Annotated in this window: 18 protein-coding genes; 8 read left to right on the forward strand and 10 right to left on the reverse strand. The window is 32.7% G+C overall.

Features of this window, described 5'->3' with window-relative positions:
* Positions 1 to 137 precede the first annotated feature (137 nt).
* Positions 138 to 1,661, forward strand: coding sequence for a phosphoglycerate mutase (2,3-diphosphoglycerate-independent) (locus BK011_04300; GenBank protein ID AUD64935.1), 1,524 nt, complete (start codon positions 138 to 140; stop codon positions 1,659 to 1,661).
* A 61-nt stretch (positions 1,662 to 1,722) separates the two neighbouring features.
* On the opposite strand, the gene BK011_04305 is transcribed toward BK011_04300, so the two are convergent.
* The 5 genes from BK011_04305 to BK011_04325 form a co-directional block, all read right to left on the reverse strand.
* Positions 1,723 to 2,904 carry a hypothetical protein gene (locus BK011_04305; protein ID AUD64936.1) on the reverse strand — a complete coding sequence of 394 codons (1,182 nt, stop codon included), beginning with the start codon at positions 2,902 to 2,904 and terminating at the stop codon, positions 1,723 to 1,725.
* Positions 2,905 to 3,132: 228 nt separating this feature from the next.
* Positions 3,133 to 3,366: a hypothetical protein gene (locus tag BK011_04310; GenBank protein AUD64937.1), complete on the reverse strand. Its 234-nt coding sequence runs from the start codon at positions 3,364 to 3,366 to the stop codon at positions 3,133 to 3,135.
* Positions 3,367 to 3,378: 12 nt separating this feature from the next.
* Complete coding sequence (locus BK011_04315; GenBank protein AUD64938.1) at positions 3,379 to 4,230, reverse strand: oxidoreductase; 852 nt, start codon at positions 4,228 to 4,230, stop codon at positions 3,379 to 3,381.
* Complete coding sequence (locus BK011_04320; protein ID AUD64939.1) at positions 4,227 to 5,036, reverse strand: hypothetical protein; 810 nt, start codon at positions 5,034 to 5,036, stop codon at positions 4,227 to 4,229. The genes BK011_04315 and BK011_04320 overlap by 4 nt, the downstream gene beginning before the upstream one ends.
* 66 nt (positions 5,037 to 5,102) lie before the next feature.
* Positions 5,103 to 6,149: a hypothetical protein gene (locus tag BK011_04325; GenBank protein AUD64940.1), complete on the reverse strand. Its 1,047-nt coding sequence runs from the start codon at positions 6,147 to 6,149 to the stop codon at positions 5,103 to 5,105.
* A gap of 311 nt (positions 6,150 to 6,460) precedes the next feature.
* On the opposite strand from BK011_04325, the gene BK011_04330 reads away from it, so the two are divergent.
* The 4 genes from BK011_04330 to BK011_04345 are packed head-to-tail and all read left to right on the forward strand — an operon-like array spanning position 6,461 to position 10,684.
* Entirely contained in the window at positions 6,461 to 7,543 is a 1,083-nt protein-coding gene (locus tag BK011_04330) for a hypothetical protein (GenBank protein ID AUD66144.1), read from the forward strand.
* A gap of 12 nt (positions 7,544 to 7,555) precedes the next feature.
* The gene (locus BK011_04335) at positions 7,556 to 7,924 is read left to right on the forward strand and encodes a glycine cleavage system protein H (GenBank protein ID AUD64941.1); all 369 of its coding nucleotides are present in this window, start codon (positions 7,556 to 7,558) and stop codon (positions 7,922 to 7,924) included.
* Between the two features lies 1 nt (position 7,925).
* On the forward strand, positions 7,926 to 9,239 hold the full coding sequence (locus BK011_04340; protein ID AUD64942.1) for a glycine dehydrogenase (aminomethyl-transferring): 1,314 nt from the start codon (positions 7,926 to 7,928) through the stop codon (positions 9,237 to 9,239).
* Positions 9,236 to 10,684, forward strand: coding sequence for a glycine dehydrogenase (aminomethyl-transferring) (locus BK011_04345; GenBank protein ID AUD64943.1), 1,449 nt, complete (start codon positions 9,236 to 9,238; stop codon positions 10,682 to 10,684). The genes BK011_04340 and BK011_04345 overlap by 4 nt, the downstream gene beginning before the upstream one ends.
* 31 nt (positions 10,685 to 10,715) lie before the next feature.
* Here the strand turns inward: BK011_04345 and BK011_04350 are convergent, their stop codons facing one another.
* On the reverse strand, positions 10,716 to 11,714 hold the full coding sequence (locus BK011_04350; protein AUD64944.1) for a hypothetical protein: 999 nt from the start codon (positions 11,712 to 11,714) through the stop codon (positions 10,716 to 10,718).
* Positions 11,715 to 11,844: 130 nt separating this feature from the next.
* On the opposite strand from BK011_04350, the gene BK011_04355 reads away from it, so the two are divergent.
* Genes BK011_04355 through BK011_04365 form a run of 3 tightly spaced genes read left to right on the forward strand, consistent with a single transcriptional unit; the run spans position 11,845 to position 14,314 of the window.
* Positions 11,845 to 12,279 (forward strand): hypothetical protein, encoded by a 435-nt coding sequence (locus BK011_04355; GenBank protein AUD64945.1) that lies wholly within the window; start codon positions 11,845 to 11,847, stop codon positions 12,277 to 12,279.
* A gap of 12 nt (positions 12,280 to 12,291) precedes the next feature.
* The gene (locus tag BK011_04360) at positions 12,292 to 13,995 is read left to right on the forward strand and encodes a phosphoenolpyruvate--protein phosphotransferase (protein ID AUD64946.1); all 1,704 of its coding nucleotides are present in this window, start codon (positions 12,292 to 12,294) and stop codon (positions 13,993 to 13,995) included.
* A gap of 22 nt (positions 13,996 to 14,017) precedes the next feature.
* Positions 14,018 to 14,314 carry a hypothetical protein gene (locus BK011_04365; protein AUD64947.1) on the forward strand — a complete coding sequence of 99 codons (297 nt, stop codon included), beginning with the start codon at positions 14,018 to 14,020 and terminating at the stop codon, positions 14,312 to 14,314.
* A gap of 33 nt (positions 14,315 to 14,347) precedes the next feature.
* On the opposite strand, the gene BK011_04370 is transcribed toward BK011_04365, so the two are convergent.
* The 4 genes from BK011_04370 to BK011_04385 are packed head-to-tail and all read right to left on the reverse strand — an operon-like array spanning position 14,348 to position 17,857.
* Entirely contained in the window at positions 14,348 to 15,292 is a 945-nt protein-coding gene (locus tag BK011_04370; protein ID AUD64948.1) for a hypothetical protein, read from the reverse strand.
* A 24-nt stretch (positions 15,293 to 15,316) separates the two neighbouring features.
* Positions 15,317 to 15,673 carry a hypothetical protein gene (locus tag BK011_04375; GenBank protein AUD64949.1) on the reverse strand — a complete coding sequence of 119 codons (357 nt, stop codon included), beginning with the start codon at positions 15,671 to 15,673 and terminating at the stop codon, positions 15,317 to 15,319.
* A gap of 17 nt (positions 15,674 to 15,690) precedes the next feature.
* Positions 15,691 to 16,968: a hypothetical protein gene (locus BK011_04380; protein AUD64950.1), complete on the reverse strand. Its 1,278-nt coding sequence runs from the start codon at positions 16,966 to 16,968 to the stop codon at positions 15,691 to 15,693.
* The gene (locus BK011_04385) at positions 16,955 to 17,857 is read right to left on the reverse strand and encodes a sodium ABC transporter ATP-binding protein (GenBank protein ID AUD66145.1); all 903 of its coding nucleotides are present in this window, start codon (positions 17,855 to 17,857) and stop codon (positions 16,955 to 16,957) included. Before BK011_04385 ends, BK011_04380 begins: the two co-directional genes overlap by 14 nt.
* Positions 17,858 to 17,921: the final 64 nt, after the last annotated feature.

The raw sequence follows: 17,921 nt of genomic DNA on the forward strand, positions 1-17,921 counted from the left end.
ACTTTTATTTTAACATAATTCTAAATTAAATCAACAGAAATTATCAACTGTAAACGTTTTACATTCAGTATGTTTAACTTATTAACTTTTTTTTAGTATAATAGAGGTGATGAAAAAACGTATATGAAGGAGTTATTATGAATAAAAAATTTGCAGGTCTTATTATCATGGACGGCTACGGACTTGGTGAACCAAGTGAATCAAATGCCGTACATCTAGCTAAAAAACCTTTCTTAGATAAACTTTTTAGCGAATATCCAACAAACACTTTAGAAGCAAGTGGTGAAGCCGTAGGTCTTCCAGAAGGACAAATGGGAAACAGTGAAGTCGGTCACTTAAACTTAGGTGCCGGACGTGTGGTTTATCAATCACTAACAAGAATTAATGTTGCGATTAAAGATGGTTCTTTCTTTAAAAATAAAGCATTTTTAGATGCGATTGCACATGTAAAGAAAAACAATTCAAAATTACATATCATGGGTTTAGTTTCTGATGGTGGTGTTCACTCATATCCTACTCATATCAAAGCACTACATGATCTAGCTGTTCAAAATGGAATTACGCCATATATGCATGCATTTATGGATGGTAGAGATACACCAACTGATGCTGGATTAGGATATCTAAAAGATTTAATCGATCATGGCATGAAGATTGCGACTGTTTCAGGTCGTTATTATGCAATGGATAGAGATAATAACTGGGATCGTTTGCAGCAAGCTTATGACAATATGGTTTTAGGAACAGGTGAGACATTTGCTGACCCTTTAGAAGGCATGCAAGCATCGTATGATCAAAATATTACTGATGAGTTTATTAAACCTTTCTTAGTTGATAAAGCCGGTTTAATCGAAGATCATGATGCTGTACTATTCGCGAACTTTAGACCAGATAGAGCAATCCGTATGTCTGTTGCTTTATCTAATCCTGAAGGCACAAAAGAGTTTGTAACAGAAGGCAAGCCTACATTTAAACTCGATCATCCTTTAAAGGATATATTCTTAGTTTCTATGATGCATTATCATGAAGCTGTTAAGGGACCTTTAGCTTATGATTTACAAAAGTTAGATAATATCTATGGTGAAGTGATTGCTAACGCTGGTTTAAAACAACTTAGAATTGCTGAAACTGAAAAATATGCTCACGTTACCTTCTTCTTTGATGGTGGTAGTGAAAAACATTTTAAAGGTGCTCAAAAGATTTTAGTTGAATCTCCTAAAGTTGCGACTTACGATATGATGCCTGAAATGAGTGCATATGAAGTTAGAGATAAAGCTGTGGAAGCAATTAAATCAGGTGAGTTTGACACGATGATTCTAAACTTTGCAAATCCTGATATGGTTGGTCATACTGGATCCATTGAAGCTGCTACAAAGGCTGTGGAAACTGTGGATCAGTGTACAAAAGATGTTGTTGAAGCTATTTTATCAATTGGTGGTGTAGCTATTGTGCTTGCTGACCATGGGAATGCAGAAAAAATGCGTGCAGAAGATGGTTCACCACACACTGCACATACAACAAACTTAGTACCAGTAGTTATTACTGATAAAAACATTAAAGTAAACACAGGTGCTTTATGTGATATAGCACCAACACTTCTAGATATCTTAGGTGTTAAAAAACCTGAAGAGATGACTGGGAAATCATTGATCATCAAGTAAACATGCTACATATAAAAGGGCAAATCATATCTATATTGATATGTTGCCCTTTTCTTTTATTCTACTCAAGAAGGAAATCAATGATATTTTTATGCTGTATTCCGCTCTGCGAGAAATTAACATCATCTAAAGATAATACATACTTTGGATATTGATCATCTATCATATTTAAAGACCCAAACTCTCTATCTCTAGTACTAGATTGCTCCATTATGTATGAAACCTGATAATAAGAAATTTCATTGAATTTAGTTGCAATAAAATCAACTTCTTTGTCTCCAATATTTCCAACTGTTACCTCATATCCTCTCCTCATGAGTTCAAAAAACACGATGTTTTCTAATACCTTATCTATATCTTTCTCGTTGTTAAATTTTGTTGCTCTCAGTCCCTGATCATTAACAAAATATTTTTCATTAGTGGTCAGTAGTTTCTTTCCTTTTAAGTCATAGCGCTTTGCAGAATATATTAAAAGAACATCCTTAGCATAATTTATGTAGTTGTACAGAGTTTCTTTACTCAATACTCTACCCTCATTCTTGAAATAATTTGTAATACTTTTAGCACTAAATTGGGATCCTATTGTATTAAGTAGATAACTGATGTATTTATCTAACACATCGACTCCAGAGACTCCATGCCTTTGAACTATATCTTTAATCACTATTGAATCATACAAATCTTTTAGAATTGATCTTTTTTGATCATCAGTATCGAAACCCTGAACAACTGGAAATCCACCATATTTGATAAAATCATTAAAAACTTCTTTCTTAGACTTGCTTTTATGATATATCATAAGTTCTTTAAATGAAAAAGGAAAAATTTTAAAACTTTTATATCTGCCAGTTAATAAAGTGGCATACTCGCCTGATAACATTTTTGAATTAGAACCTGTTAGATAGATATCGACATTTTTTGTAGCATTAAATGAGTTGACAACTTGTTCAAAATTTGCAACTTCCTGAACTTCATCAAGAAATATATAAGTTTTAGTTCCCTCAACTATTTTTTTACTTATATAATCATAAAGATGGTCAGGATTTTTATAAATTCTTATGCGATAGTCTTCAAAGTTTAGATAAATGATTTGTTCTTGTTGTATACCCTGATTTTGTAGTTCATCAATGATTTGTTTCATAAGAGTAGATTTACCTGAACGTCTAATGCCAACAATCACTTTAACCAAATCAGTTTCCATGAAAGGTCTAATTTGGTCTAAATATAACTCTCTTTTTATCATATCACTCACCTCTTACACTCATCATAACATTTTTTTGTTCGATAGACAATACCATATTTATGTTTTTTGTATATTTGTTCGATAGACAATACCATATTTTTATTTTATATACAAAAAATTATGAATTTGAAATACTTATATGGGAACTAATTCACATGTAAAGAAAAGATTCTCCTGTAAAAAAGCTTATCACAAGTATAAGTCTTTATAAAGGAGAATCTAATTCATTTACCATTCGTCTTTTTCATCTAATCCTGCAACTTCGGCATCATAACCGATTTCTCTAATTTTTTTAAGCATTTGATCAACAGTAACGATGTTCTCATCAAACACAACTTTTGCATGTTTGTTTGCGACATCGTATTCAAAATGAGTAATTCCTTGTCGGTATAATACATGTTCAATTGCTGTTACACATCCTGCTGGGTAAATGCCCTTGCATCTAAGGTAAACAGTTGACATTTCATACACTCCTTACATCATTTTTTGTAAATAATATTCGATAATGGCTTGTGTGCCCTTTTCACTAAATCCTTTACTTGATAATGTTTCATATGCTTTTGTTGCGATTTCTAATACTTTTAAATCCAGGTTTTCTTTTTCATCCATCGCTAATTTTAAATCTTTTAAGAAATGTTTGACGAAAAATCCTGGTTCATAATCTTTTTCAATCATTTTTTTGCCGTTGTTTGCGGCTTGCCATGAGTTTGCTGAACCACCAGTAATGACACTTAACATCGATTCTAAATCTAAGTTTTTTTGTTTAGCGAGCATTAAACCTTCACTAATGCCCATGATATTTCCAGCAATAACTGTTTGATTAACCAGTTTTGCATACATGCCAGATCCCGCTTCACCCATATAAGTAATGGTTTTACCCATATACTGAAATAGTGGTAAAACTTTCTCATAAATATGGAAATCGCCACCAACCATGATGCTTAATGTGCCATTGATTGCACCGAGATCACCACCGGTAACAGGTGCATCTAAAACATCAATGTTTTTCTTTTTTGCTTTTTCATAGATTTCTTTAGCAAGTGTTGGTGATGATGTTGTCATATCTACCATAATCGTTCTTGGGTTTGCTTCTTCTAATAAAACATCATAAACTTCTTTAACATCACTTGGATAACCTACGATTGTAAAGACGATATCGACATCTTTAATACATGTTTTAATATCTTTGCAAAACTTAATATCTGGTTCTAAAACTTTTGCCTTATCGGGTGTTCTATTATACCCATATATTTCATGACCAGCTTCGAGTAAATGTTTAGCCATTGGTGCTCCCATTACACCAGTGCCTATCCATAAAATCTTCATGAAGATTTCAACTCCTTAACTTTTTGATCGAGCCAACTAACGATATCTTTTCTTACTTTTTCTTGATCCAAATCATTTAAAATTTCATGATATGCATCAGGATATGTAATCAACTTCTTATCTTCTACTGGGAGTAATTCATAAAGTCTTTTACTAAACTCTACTGGTACAATCTTATCTGCTTCACCATGGAGTAATAATACTGGTGCATCATACTTTTTAATATTTCTGTTTAGATATCTAACTCCACCAACCATCATATTACCAGCTAGTGAGAAATAAAATTTCTTTAAGTTCAAAGGATCGTTGATGTAAGCATCTTCTACTTCTTTAATTCTTGATAACTGATCATCTGCAAAATTGGTTTTCTTTGCTAAGAAACCCAGCCAGCGATAACCGATGATTCTAAAAGGAAGAACATCTTTTATAAAGTATGATGGTGCAGCAGATGAAACAATACCATCAACATCATGATATTTCACACCATACATATTCACAATCAATGCCCCCATACTGTGTCCGAAAATATAGATTGGTTTATCATCAATCTTTTTTTCCATTTCAATTAATTGATGCAAATCATCAATCGTTTGATGATATGATTTTAATTTCCCCCTAGCCCCTTGAGATTGTCCATGACCTCTAATATCATATCTAATCACTGTATAAGATGCCTCATTTAAAGCTTTTGTTAAAGCATCGTATCTACCACTGTGCTCTGCAATTCCGTGAGTTAAAATCACTTTAGCCTTCGCATTTTCTACTTCGTCTTTTTTGACATGTAATAAAATTCCATTGATTAACATATTATCCGTCTCCTTTGTCTATATTATACATGAAACAGCTAATTTTTTTTATTTTATTAACTGTGTTCAAGATAAATACTGATATGGCTTAAAAATATCAATAGGCCAATCTCTTTGATGAATATCACTTGATTTGATTGAAACATGGTTTGATATGACATATTTTAATGCCGCATTTAAGTGCTTGTCATACTCCAATTGATACTTTAAATACTTCATGAACCTAAACCACATCAAGTAACCCTCTAAATGTTTCGTAGATACGCCTCTAAATCTTCTAAACCAGGTTTTTAATTCACTATGATAATTATTAATAACTCCTAAACTGTATTCATCTTTGGTGTGTTCACCAGAAGGAATTTGTGTAACTGAACATTCTAATTGATGAGCAATATCAAAATAAGATGATTTACTATCTGATGTGATATGACTACCCGCTTTAACCTTACCTTTAATGGCATCGAAGATATCATCTTTCCACGGATTTCCTTGACCAACGACCTTCGTTAAAACCTGATCATTTTCATCAAGTGCGATAAGAACACAAACATGTTCATTAGAAACACCACGTAAAACGGCGGGTTCACCTTTCTTCTTAGCAGATCTTGGCATTTGTTTACCTTTCCAAGGACCCTTCATGTTAAGAAGAAAATAAGTTTCATCAATCTCTATTTCCCCAGACAGTTTGACAACTTCCTGATAGTCTTTCATCGCTTCGATGACTTTATGACGCCACGCAAAGGCAGTAGTCGTTGAAATCCCAACTTCAGATGCACTCTTTCTTAAAGATAGACCATAGAGCATACATTTGATAAACATCAACCACTGTTCATATGACTTCTTGGAGTAACGAACGATGGAATGATGGGTATCTGAAATAGATCTACTGGTTTGAGGATTGAGATACTTTTGACGACCAGTAGGTGTCTTACCGTTTCTAACATATCCGTTAGGAACTCGACGCTCTCTAAAGATGATTTTATGAAGAGCATTCGCAGCATCATTGATTATCTTTTGATTCAGCTGCATTTTCTTAAGCAGTTCATTATAATCATCAGCACATAAAGTTTGAATGATTGGGTACAATGTTTCTGGTGTTATAGCTTGATTCATGTTTGGTAGACTCCTTAAATGATAAATGTCCTTAAGCAACCAGCTTGAATAGGAACTTTCTTATCGCCAAACAAGAAATAGTGTCCAAGCTGGTTGATTAAAGACATCAACTTAAAAGGTATTCTATTCACTATTCTTGTTTGGCATAATCATTTTACCAAACGTAAGGTTATTATTCAATTATGAGTTATACAAAATCAGTATTTATCTTGAACACAGTTATTTTATTAAAAATAAAATGTTTTTTGAGCCATTCTATTTTAAATATCAAAATATGTTGTATAATGAAATTAGAAAACGCTTTTAGGAGACTGGAAATGAAAAAAACTGCTCTACATGAAACCCACCTAAAACTACAAGCGAAAATGATCGAATTTGCCAATTATGAAATGCCCGTATCTTATGAAGGCATAAACGCTGAACATCTTAGTGTCAGAACACATATGGGCATTTTCGACGTTTCACATATGGGTGAGTTTTTGATTGAAGGTAAAGATGCTTTAGCATTTACCAACTATTTAGTATCAAATCACATCGATGATGATTTAACAAAAGTCACTTATGCACTTCTGCTAAATGATCAAGGTTATCCTTTAGATGACTTATTGGTTTACGTCGTTCAAAAAAACCAAGTCTTACTTGTGGTTAACGCTGGTAATAGAGAAAAAGATTTTGCTTGGGTGTTAAAAAAATCTGAATCTTTTGATGTTACGGTTAGAGATGTTTCTGAAAACTATGGTCAAGTCGCAATCCAAGGACCAAAAGTTAAAGAGTTTATCGACACACTTTTAGATACTACTGTATCCGATTTGACCTTTATGACATTTAAAATTGTTCCTTATATGGATGGCCATGTTATTGTTTCAAGAACAGGCTATACAGGTGAAGATGGTTTTGAAGTATACGGATATCCTGATTTTATCATAAACCTATGGGATGATGCATTAGCTCATGGTGTTAAACCTTGTGGATTAGGCGCAAGAGATACATTAAGATTTCAAGCAAACCTCCCTTTATATGGTCAAGAAATCGGTGAAGACATTACACCATATGAAGCTGGATTAGGATTTGCAGTTAAACTTGATAAAGAAAGCTTTATCGGAAAAGATGCTTGTATCCTCCATAAAGAAAATAAATCAAGAAAACTTGTTGGATTTGAACTTCTAGAAAGAAATATTCCAAGACATGGATATAAGGTTTTTAAAGATAATGAGGAAATCGGTGAAGTTACTACAGGTTATCTACTTCCAGATTATGATAAACCGATTGGTTTAGCATTGATTAAACAAGAGCATGGATCTTTAGGCACTGAAATAGAGATTCAAATCAGACACAAAATGGTTAAAGCAGTCATAAGAAATAAAAAATTCTATACAAAGAATTATAAAAAATAGGAGGGTTTTAAAATGATTAAAGAAGGTTTATTATACGCAAAATCTCACGAATGGTTAAAAGTTGAAGGCAATGAAGCATTAGTAGGTATTTCTGATCATGCTCAAGAAGCTTTAGGAGATGTTGTTTTTATTGAATTACCAAAAGTTGGCGATACAATCAAAATGGGTGAAGCCTTTGGTGCTGTAGAATCTGTAAAAGCTGCATCAGATATGTATTTACCAGTATCAGGAAAAATTATTGAAGTGAATACTGATTTAGAATCTGAACCTGAAAAATTAAACCAAGATCCATATGGCAGTTGGATTTGTAAAATTGAAATCTTAGATCAAAAAGAATTAGAAAACCTATTTGACCACACTGAATATAAAGAAGAGGACTAAAATGCACAAATATTTACCTCATACCAATCAAGAAATCAAAGAGATGCTCGATAAAATTGGAGCATCTTCTATTGACAACTTGTTTGATAAGATTCCTAAATCACTAAAAATGAATAAAGATTATGACATACCAGAAGCAATGGGTGATGATGAGCTAACTAAACATATGCATGACTTGGCAAACAAAAATCAAGAGTTGCTTATTTTTAGAGGTGCTGGTAGTTACGATCACTATACACCAAGTGCTGTTAAAGCGCTTATTTCAAGACAAGAGTTTTTAACATCTTATACCCCTTATCAACCAGAGGTTGCTCAAGGGACTTTACAGTATATCTTTGAATATCAATCGATGGTAACTGAACTGACGCAAATGGATGTTTCAAATGCATCGATGTATGACGGATCTACTGCTACTGCTGAAGCGATGTTTATGGCGCATGCACAAACAGGGAAAAACGAAGTCTTAGTGAGTTCTACTTTAAATCCAAGAATTATTGATGTCATTAAAACCTATGCACATTACAAAGGATTAATTGTAACTTTAATTCCTGAAAAAGATGGTGTCACTGATATCGATTTTATTAAAGACAATATCCAAGATAAAATGGGTGTGATTGTTGCTAACCCTAATTATTACGGCATTATTGAAGACTATAATGGACTTGCTGATATCATTCATGAAGCTGGCGGATTATTTGTCATCAATCAAGAAGGGCAATCATTGGCTTTATTAAAAACACCTGGTGAACTTGATGCAGATATCGCTTGTGGAGATCTTCAATCTTTAGGTATCCCATTAAGTTTTGGCGGTGCATATATTGGTTATTTAGCAACTAAGCAAAAATATGTGAGAAAAATGCCTGGACGTATTTGTGGTATTACCACAGATGTAGATGGTAAAAGAGCATTTGTTTTAACACTTCAAGCAAGAGAACAACATATTAGACGTGCAAAAGCAAATTCCAATATCTGTTCAAATCAATCGTTAAATGCACTTGCAGTAACCATTTATCTATCTTTAGTTGGAAAAGAAGGTTTTGTTAAATTCGCTAAAGAAAGCTTAAATGGCGCAAATTACTTATATCAAAAATTACTAGAAACCAAAATGTTTGAAAAAGTTTATGACAAACCATTCTTTAAAGAATTCGTCTTAAAAGCAAACTTCGACGTAGAAAAATTTAATAACTATCTTTTAGATCAAGGCATCTTAGGACCTCTTCAAATCAAAGATAATCATTTATTATTTGCAGTAACAGAAAAACGTACAAAAGCTGAGCTTGATCTATTTATAGAAAAGGTGGTGAACTTCACATGAAAAAACTATATGACACCTTAATTTTTGATTTATCAAAAGCGGGACGTATTGGTTATCAATACAAAGAAAAACATTTAGATGAAGTCAACCTACCATCAACACTTTTAAGATCAACACCTGCATCATTACCTGAAGTCTCAGAGTTTGATGTTGTTAGACATTATACGAATGTCAGTCAAAAAAACTTTGGTGTTGAAACAGGATTTTATCCCTTAGGCTCTTGTACGATGAAGTACAATCCTAAAATTAATGATGAACTTGCAACTTTAAAAGGATTTGCAAATATCCATCCACTACAACCAGAACACACCATGCAAGGTCTTCTTCAAATTTATTATGAAACCCAAGAAATGTTATCTAAAATATCAGGTCTTAAAGCTTATTCATTAAATCCATTTGCTGGAGCACATGGTGAGCTTGCAGGTTTAATGATCATTAAAGCATATCATCAAAAAAACAAAGACGATAAACGTACAAAAATTATCGTTCCAGATTCAGCACATGGAACAAACCCAGCTAGTGCTACTGTCTGTGGGTTTGATGTTGTAGAAATCAAGTCTAACTTAGATGGGACAGTTAATGTTGAAGCCTTAAAGGCAGTTTTATCAGATGAAATTGCTGGTCTTATGTTAACAAACCCTAATACAGCTGGAGTTTTTGAAAAAGACATTTTAGAAATTTCTAAACTTGTACATGAAGCTGGCGGTCTACTTTATTATGATGGTGCTAACTTAAACGCACTTTTAGGACATGCAAAACCTGGTGACATGGGCTTTGATATTACACACATCAATCTTCACAAAACATTCTCTACACCACACGGTGGTGGAGGGCCTGGTTCTGGTCCAGTAGGTGTTTGTGAAAAACTAGTTGAATTCCTACCTAATCCAATCGTTACTAAAAAAGGTGACACATATCACTTAGAACTAGCTAAAGATTCAATTGGAAACTTAGGTATGTTTTATGGGAATGCTTCTGTTTACTTAAGAGCATATGTTTATTTAAGAACACTAGGTAAAGAAAACATCAAAGATGTTGGTTCTCTTGCAGTCTTAAACGCAAACTATATCAAAGAATCATTAAAAGATATCTTTGATCTACCTATTGAAGGTAACTGTATGCATGAATTTGTCTTTGATGGATTAAAAGATAGTTCTACTGGTGTTAAGACATTAGATATCGCAAAAAGACTTTTAGACTATGGCTATCATGCACCAACGATTTATTTTCCTCTAATTTTCCATCAATCGATGATGATTGAACCTACTGAAGTTGAATCAAAAGATACTTTAGATGGGTTTATAGAAATCATGAGAACCGTAGCTAGAGAAGCGATTGAAAATCCAGAACTTGTTAAAACTGCTCCTCACACAACGATCGTTAGAAGACTTGATGAAGTGAAAGCTGTAAAACAACCGATATTAAAATACAAAGATATTCATTAAAAAAAGTGCTCAAAATTTTGAGCACTTTTTCTTATATTTCCATTTCTTTTATAACTTTAACTGCTATCTCATCATATGCTTTTGCGGCATCTTCTTTGCCTTTATAAATAAAGGTCTTATCTTGTGGTTGGCTAATTGGAATTTGACCAAAAACAGGTACCCCTAATTTCTTAGCAACTGCTTCTCCGCCACCTTCACCAAAGATAAACTCACGTTTTTGATTACATGGATTTAAATAATAACTCATGTTTTCAACAACACCAATCACTTCATGTCCGATATTTTGAGCACCAATACCAGCTTTTACTGCAATTGAACTTGCGTTAATATGTGGTGTCGTAACAACCATAATTTTACTCTTAGGCACATAACTCTTAACATCTAATGCAACATCCCCAGTTCCTGGTGGAAGGTCGATTAAAATTAAATCAATATCATCTTGCCATTTGACACCATTGAAAAAATGCACGAGCATTTTTCCAAGCATCGGTCCTCTCCACATTAATGGTTTTTCTGGTGGCATGAAAAACTCAGTTGAAATCACTTCAATACCATCTTTATTCAGTGGAATCATTTTTTCATCTTGGGTTGCTGATAAAGGTTTAACCTCTAATTGTAATACATTAGGAATGCTTGGACCATACACATCAGCATCGATAATCCCAATTTTTTTACCTTGTCTAATTAAAGCTGCTGCTAAATTCGCAGTGACACTTGATTTACCAACCCCACCTTTACCGGATGCGACTGCTAAATATTTCATTGGTTTTTCACCTTCAGGTACAAACTCAGATTCAAAGAAATCTATTTTAATGCCAGGAAAGCCCAGCTCAATTTTTACAAGCTTAATAATTTCAATTTTTACTTGTTGTTCATATTTCGCTTTGTCTTTTAAATAAATCTCTAATTCTGCTACGCCAGTAGGTCCAACAACTAGTTTTTTAACCCCGTTTACCTTACCAAATGGTTGGTTAAAACCAGGATCATTAATCTCTTCAATTCTCTTTTTTAATTCATCATAAGACGTCATCTCGTTCACCTCACACATATTATAACAAATAATAACACTTATGTGTTATAAAAGTGATTGAAACCGTTTTGACTTAAGTCCAAAATACGTTATAATTAAACATAAAGACTATAAACTAATGGAGAATAATATGCTTCTATCATTTAAAAAACCCATTGAAGGAAAATATCTTGATATCACTCATGCAAAAGATGATGTGTTTAGCCAAAAGTTACTCGGGCCTGGATTTGTAGTAAATCCTACAAATCATCAAATCGTTGCACCTATTTATGGTAAAATAAAGATGATTTATCCAACACATCATGCGATTGCAATCTCAAATGATGAAGTCGATATTTTAATTCACGTTGGATTAAATGAAACATTAAGAAATCCATCTTATTTTAAAATGCATGTAAGTTTAGGCGATGAAGTTGAACAAGGCGATCTACTTATAGAACTTCTTATCCAAGATCTGATACTAACTGAAATAGATATAGCAACGCCTATTGTTTTTGTTCAAAAAAAAGATTTTAAAATCATAGAATCAAAAGCAGATATCTTATTACTAGAAATCAACGATTAAGGAAGTGAACATATGTTAAAAGGTGTTCCTGCAAGTTTAGGATACGCGATAGCCCCAATCCTAAAGATAGATAGACAAACCATTGATACAACTAAATTTACAGTTAAAAATATCAAAACCGAAGTGAGTTATCTACACGAAGCAATCGAAAAAACTGTTGCACAATTGGAAGCTTTAAAACTTAAAAATGCACAAACCTTTGATCATGAGACAGCTTCGATTTTTGATGCACATATCGCAATTGCTAAAGATCCGGAAGTGATCAAGCAAGTTGAAGAAAAAATCATTAAAGAGACATGCAATGTAGCTTATGCAGTCAAATCTGTTGTTTTAAAAATTGTCGATATGTTTAAAGATATCGAAGATGATTATTTAAGACAACGTGCTTCTGATTTACTTGAAGTAAGTGATAGAATCATCAAAAATCATTTAGATATCGAAATGATTGATTTAGAAAAAATTGATTACCAGGTCATCTTAGCTGCACATGAGATTACCGCATCTGAAGCGGCTATGGTCAATCCCAAGTATGTTTTGGGGTTTCTATCAGAGGTTGGTGGAAAAAATTCTCACAGCTCAATTATCGCTCGATTGCTCGGTATTCCAGCACTTGTTGGCGTGAAAGATTTGATGAAGACCATTAAAAGCAATGAAAAAGTGATTCTAGATGCTGAGGATGGAAAACTTATTCGTTCTTACACAAAAGAAACAGAAAGTCTTTACCAAGATAAAATTACCAATTTCAATTTGGAAAAGCAAAAACTTGAGTCTTTAATTGGTGTGAAACCTTATACACATGATGGTCATTATGTTGAACTGCTTGCAAACATAGGCTCATATCAAGATGTTAAATTTGCAAAAAAGCAAAATGCATATGGTGTAGGTTTATTTCGAACCGAACTTATTTTCCTTGATCGTTATGAACTACCAAGTGAAGATGAGCAATATCATGAATACAAGAAAGTTCTAGATGCATTTTACCCACAACCAGTAACGATTAGAACATTAGATATTGGTGGAGACAAACCTTTGCCCTATCTTAAACATCAAGATGAACTTAATCCTGCTTTGGGGATTAGAGGCATTAGATTTTCGCTTGTAAAGGATGATATGTTAAAAACACAACTTAAAGCCTTACTTCGTGCGAGTGTTCATGGACATTTAAAAATCATGTTTCCAATGATTTCTACAAAAGAAGAGTTTGTGAAAGTTAAACGTATGGTAAAACAAATAGAAAAAGAGCTCATCCAAGATAACATCAATGTAGGCACTTATGAGTTAGGTGTTATGATTGAAGTTCCATCTGCGGCACTGATTGCAGATCAACTTGCGAGTGTTGTTGAGTTCTTCTCGATTGGGACAAATGATCTCATTCAATATACGCTTGCTGCTGATCGATTAAACTCTAAACTAGACTATTTAAATCAGCCTTTTCATATATCAATATTAAGATTAATCCATATGGTTACAACCGCTGCAAAGAGAAACAACATTAAGACAGCAGTTTGCGGGGAGATGGCATCTGATCCAATTGCTGCATGCTTACTTATTGGTCTTGGTGTTGATGAATTATCAATGACAGCTTCATCTATTGTAAATGTAAAAGATAAAATTCTTAAAAACAGTTATGAAGATCTTGTTAAACTATCATATGAGATATTATCTTTAACAAGTGATATTGCTGTGATTCATCAACTAAAAAAACATATTAAATAATTAAATGGAAAGGGGGAGCATCATGAACAACAATAAAGATTCCATATTTAATCCTAGAAATCCATTGTTCTTAGATATTGCAAAATGGGTGGTATTAGTATCATCTGGCATCATGATTTTATTTGCTTTTGCGGCTTTTATGAATAACATGGGTGGACAAGGCTTCTTATTTTTATTAGGAAGTGTCTTCATTTTTTTTACAGGAATGACCTTTGTTAATATGCTACATAACATCTATGATATTAAAGAACAAACCAAAGAAACAAATGTTTTGTTGAAAAAACAAATAGATTTACAACAAAAAAACGAGATTGAATAAAATCTCGTTTTTTTCATCTATTATAAGATTATATTATGCTTCTTTATCAATAATTGCTTTTGCGATAAATGCTGATTGTTCGTAATGCAAATAATGTGATCCTTTAAGTACATAAACCTTTTGATCTTTGATACCTTCTAAATATTGATCTATCTTTTCTTTCCATCCATTATATTTTTGATTTTGCTCACTAGCAATAAACATTAAATATCTAGTTGATGGAACCGATTGGCTTAGTATTTTTTTTATAGATTGATTCAGTATTTTTATCTCTGTAATCATTTGTTTTGAATAAAGTGTGCGATAAAAATTAGCTATATACCTATTTTTTTCTTCGTCACTTAAATCATCACTATTTAATATTGGATATAATTTAACTAAATCCTCAAAAGGAAATAACCTTGCTAATCCTATTCTCATAAATAATCTAGATACACCGATAACCATATGGTTTGGTTTAGGCAAAACTTCATAACTATATGGAACACATGCATCAATACCCACAATTGTTTTAACTTCATTAGGATATTTTTGAGCCCAATAAATAGCTTCTAAACCAGCCATTGAGTGTGCAACCAAAATAAATGGATTGACTCCTACTTCTTCTTTAATTGATAATCTATAGAACTCAATAATTTCATCAATAGAGGACAATGGCTTTGGAGATGAGCTATAGCCATAGCCTGGTTTTTCTATAATAATGACTTTAAAATGATGGCTAAGTTTTTCTGCCAAAACTTTATAATCAATTGTAGGCAATATCGTTCCATGCCCAGCTAATAATACACACACTTGTTCTTTATTACCTAAAATCAATTGATGTGATATGTATTGATTTATGGTTTTAATATCTCCTATTGGTGCATACTGTTTTGTCTCTTGTTTTAATAATTTTTTATGTTTGATAAACAAATAAATCATATAAACGATGAGCAAAAAGCAAAGAATTGCTACTATCCACAAAATGTAATCTTTCAAAGAAGCACCTCCAATCAATGATTATCATATTTTTTTTAATGATTTTTCAGTTAAGTATATACTATAAAAAAGTGTCAATAACTGAATCCCAATCATAACTGAACTTAGTATTGCAATTCTGTTAGTCTCTAAATCCAGCATAAGTAACATAAATCCTACTGTTGGTAAAATCCATGATAAACCAATGATAACCCATAGATGACCAATATAACGATGAGCATGTTGCCATGTCTCATTGTTTTTCATAGAGTTTATAGTCCGATAACCAAAATATGATCTGATTTTTTTAGGTGGCCTTACTGAGAAGATCCAACCAAAAATACATAATAATAACGGCGTTATTAAACTAATGATGAGCATAAATATCCAAAAATCTGACATAACAAATACCAATCCTTTTATTTTTTCTTATGATTGTTGGCGAGTCCTTTTTTGAAATATGATTTTACTCTTTTCATAAACTTAGTTTGATCATAACTTAAGATAGCAACTTTATAAACTGGAGCAACTACATATAAAGAACCAATAAGTACTGCAATCATAATCACAAGAGCTATGATTGCTTCTAATAATGTCATTACGCCTGATGCATATGCAACTGGTGCAACCATCGGAGTGAATATTGGTACAAAAGCCATCACCTTCATGAACCCAAATCCTCCAGCCATTGGTGCAAAAATTCCGATATAAAATCCACCTAAAAGCATGAGCATAAGTGGTGATTGAAATTGTTGATAATCCTCTTGAGTCACTGCCATTGATGCAAAGAGTGCCGAAATCACAAGATAGAATAATGTTCCAATAACTACAAATAACATTGCAATCATTAAGACAAGTGGCCAGTTTGGAATGAGATCACCTAGATACTTAAGTAAATGAACATCAATTCCAGCTCCAGCTAATGGTGTAGACATTTCTTGGCTAAAATTACCAATAATTGCTGCTATACCTCCATAAACTAAGATGAGTGCGCCTTGAATTAAAACAAATAGAATACTTGCTGTAATCTTAGATAAGAAATGTATCTTAGCAGGTACACTAGCAATAATCGTCTCAATTGCTTTCGTTGATTTTTCTTCAATAATATCAACCCCAACAAATTGTGTAGCCATCGTAATTAAAATGAATAATGGTAGTACTAAAATACTCATTAAAGAAGATAATGCAGCTTCTTCTTCTGGATTTTCATAATCTGGTGCCAAGTTTGTCACAAACTGAGGACTCTGATAATCCTCGATTTGATAGTTGATCATTAAAAGCTCAATTTGACCCATAATTGTTTGATTATATTCTGGATTTTTTGTATAAATGTTAATCACTGGCTGATTAACAGTCCCAGTCACAACAAGTGCTACATTGACTTCATAATCTTCCCAAAAACTATCTACATTTAAACTATTTTCCTGATCATTTAAGACATAAAAATCATAATTGTCAAAAGGTGCATTAAGCATATCAGATAAATCAGATGCTATACCATCAACTTCGGTTTCGTTATAAACATCAATATACACATTGGTGATTTCTTCATCATTACTGCCAAACCATCCAATAATGGTTGGAAGATTAACGATTGCGACAAATAGTATCGCGATAATGATATTTGCAATCACAAAAGCTTTTCTTCCGACTCTTTTTTTAAGTCCGTATTTCACCAAAAATTTAAACTTCTTCATGTTTATGACCTACCTTTGCAACAAATATTTCTGAAAGGCTTGCTTGTTCAACATCATACTTAGTAATATGTTTACATGTTTTTACGTAATCAAAAACAGCTTTTGATACGTCCACGTTTTCAATTTTTACAATCAAACCATTAGAGTTTTCAATGACTTTAAAAACTCCAGGTATTTTTTCTAGCTTCTCAACTTCAACATCACCAACGATATGTATATTTTGCTTTTTAAAGTCTTTTTTAACTTGATCAATACGTCCTTCAATCACTGCTTTTCCTTTTTCTAAAACAATGATTTCTTCACAAAATGATTCCACATGATCCAGTTGATGTGAAGAAAAAACAACCATACTTCCGTTTTTTTGGAAATCTCTAATGACTTCTACAAACAGTTCAGTATTGATTGGATCAAGTCCACTAAATGGTTCATCCAATACTAAAAGTTTTGGATTATTGATAATCGCTGAAATGAACTGAATTTTTTGTTGATTTCCTTTTGATAATTCTTTTATTTTTTTATTTTTGTAATCAACAATTCCAAATCTTTCAAGCCAGTAATCAAGTCTTTCTAAAATGATTTTAGGTTCCATATCTTTGAGCTGTCCAAAATAAAGCATCAACTCTTTGACTGTGACTTTTGTTAATAAACTTCTTTCTTCAATCATATATCCAATCTCATTAACATTGTGATACCCAACTTTTTCACCGTTATATAAAACTTCACCTTCAGTAGGATTTAATAATCCCATAATCATTCTAAAGGTTGTAGTTTTGCCGGCACCGTTTGTTCCAAGCAGACCAAAAATATCACCAGGTTTGATGGTGAATGTCAAATGGTCGACAGCAACCAAGTTGCCATACATCATCTTGGCATCTTTGACTTCTAACATATTCATATACCTCGCTCTCGTGTCGTTCTTAGTTATTCTATCATAGATTTAATAGAAATAAAAT

The sequence above is a fragment of the Tenericutes bacterium MZ-XQ genome, assembly GCA_002838205.1.
GTDB lineage: Bacteria > Bacillota_I > Bacilli_A > Acholeplasmatales > Acholeplasmataceae > Mariniplasma.

Excerpts from the sequence above, each read along its gene's own strand:
- BK011_04300 (AUD64935.1), top strand. The coding sequence starts at position 138 with ATGAATAAAAAATTTGCAGGTCTTATTATCATGGACGGCTACGGACTT.
- BK011_04305 (AUD64936.1), bottom strand. The coding sequence starts at position 2,904 with ATGATAAAAAGAGAGTTATATTTAGACCAAATTAGACCTTTCATGGAA.
- BK011_04310 (AUD64937.1), bottom strand. The coding sequence starts at position 3,366 with ATGTCAACTGTTTACCTTAGATGCAAGGGCATTTACCCAGCAGGATGT.
- BK011_04315 (AUD64938.1), bottom strand. The coding sequence starts at position 4,230 with ATGAAGATTTTATGGATAGGCACTGGTGTAATGGGAGCACCAATGGCT.
- BK011_04320 (AUD64939.1), bottom strand. The coding sequence starts at position 5,036 with ATGTTAATCAATGGAATTTTATTACATGTCAAAAAAGACGAAGTAGAA.
- BK011_04325 (AUD64940.1), bottom strand. The coding sequence starts at position 6,149 with ATGAATCAAGCTATAACACCAGAAACATTGTACCCAATCATTCAAACT.
- BK011_04335 (AUD64941.1), top strand. The coding sequence starts at position 7,556 with ATGATTAAAGAAGGTTTATTATACGCAAAATCTCACGAATGGTTAAAA.
- BK011_04340 (AUD64942.1), top strand. The coding sequence starts at position 7,926 with ATGCACAAATATTTACCTCATACCAATCAAGAAATCAAAGAGATGCTC.
- BK011_04345 (AUD64943.1), top strand. The coding sequence starts at position 9,236 with ATGAAAAAACTATATGACACCTTAATTTTTGATTTATCAAAAGCGGGA.
- BK011_04350 (AUD64944.1), bottom strand. The coding sequence starts at position 11,714 with ATGACGTCTTATGATGAATTAAAAAAGAGAATTGAAGAGATTAATGAT.
- BK011_04355 (AUD64945.1), top strand. The coding sequence starts at position 11,845 with ATGCTTCTATCATTTAAAAAACCCATTGAAGGAAAATATCTTGATATC.
- BK011_04360 (AUD64946.1), top strand. The coding sequence starts at position 12,292 with ATGTTAAAAGGTGTTCCTGCAAGTTTAGGATACGCGATAGCCCCAATC.
- BK011_04365 (AUD64947.1), top strand. The coding sequence starts at position 14,018 with ATGAACAACAATAAAGATTCCATATTTAATCCTAGAAATCCATTGTTC.
- BK011_04375 (AUD64949.1), bottom strand. The coding sequence starts at position 15,673 with ATGTCAGATTTTTGGATATTTATGCTCATCATTAGTTTAATAACGCCG.
- BK011_04380 (AUD64950.1), bottom strand. The coding sequence starts at position 16,968 with ATGAAGAAGTTTAAATTTTTGGTGAAATACGGACTTAAAAAAAGAGTC.
- BK011_04385 (AUD66145.1), bottom strand. The coding sequence starts at position 17,857 with ATGTTAGAAGTCAAAGATGCCAAGATGATGTATGGCAACTTGGTTGCT.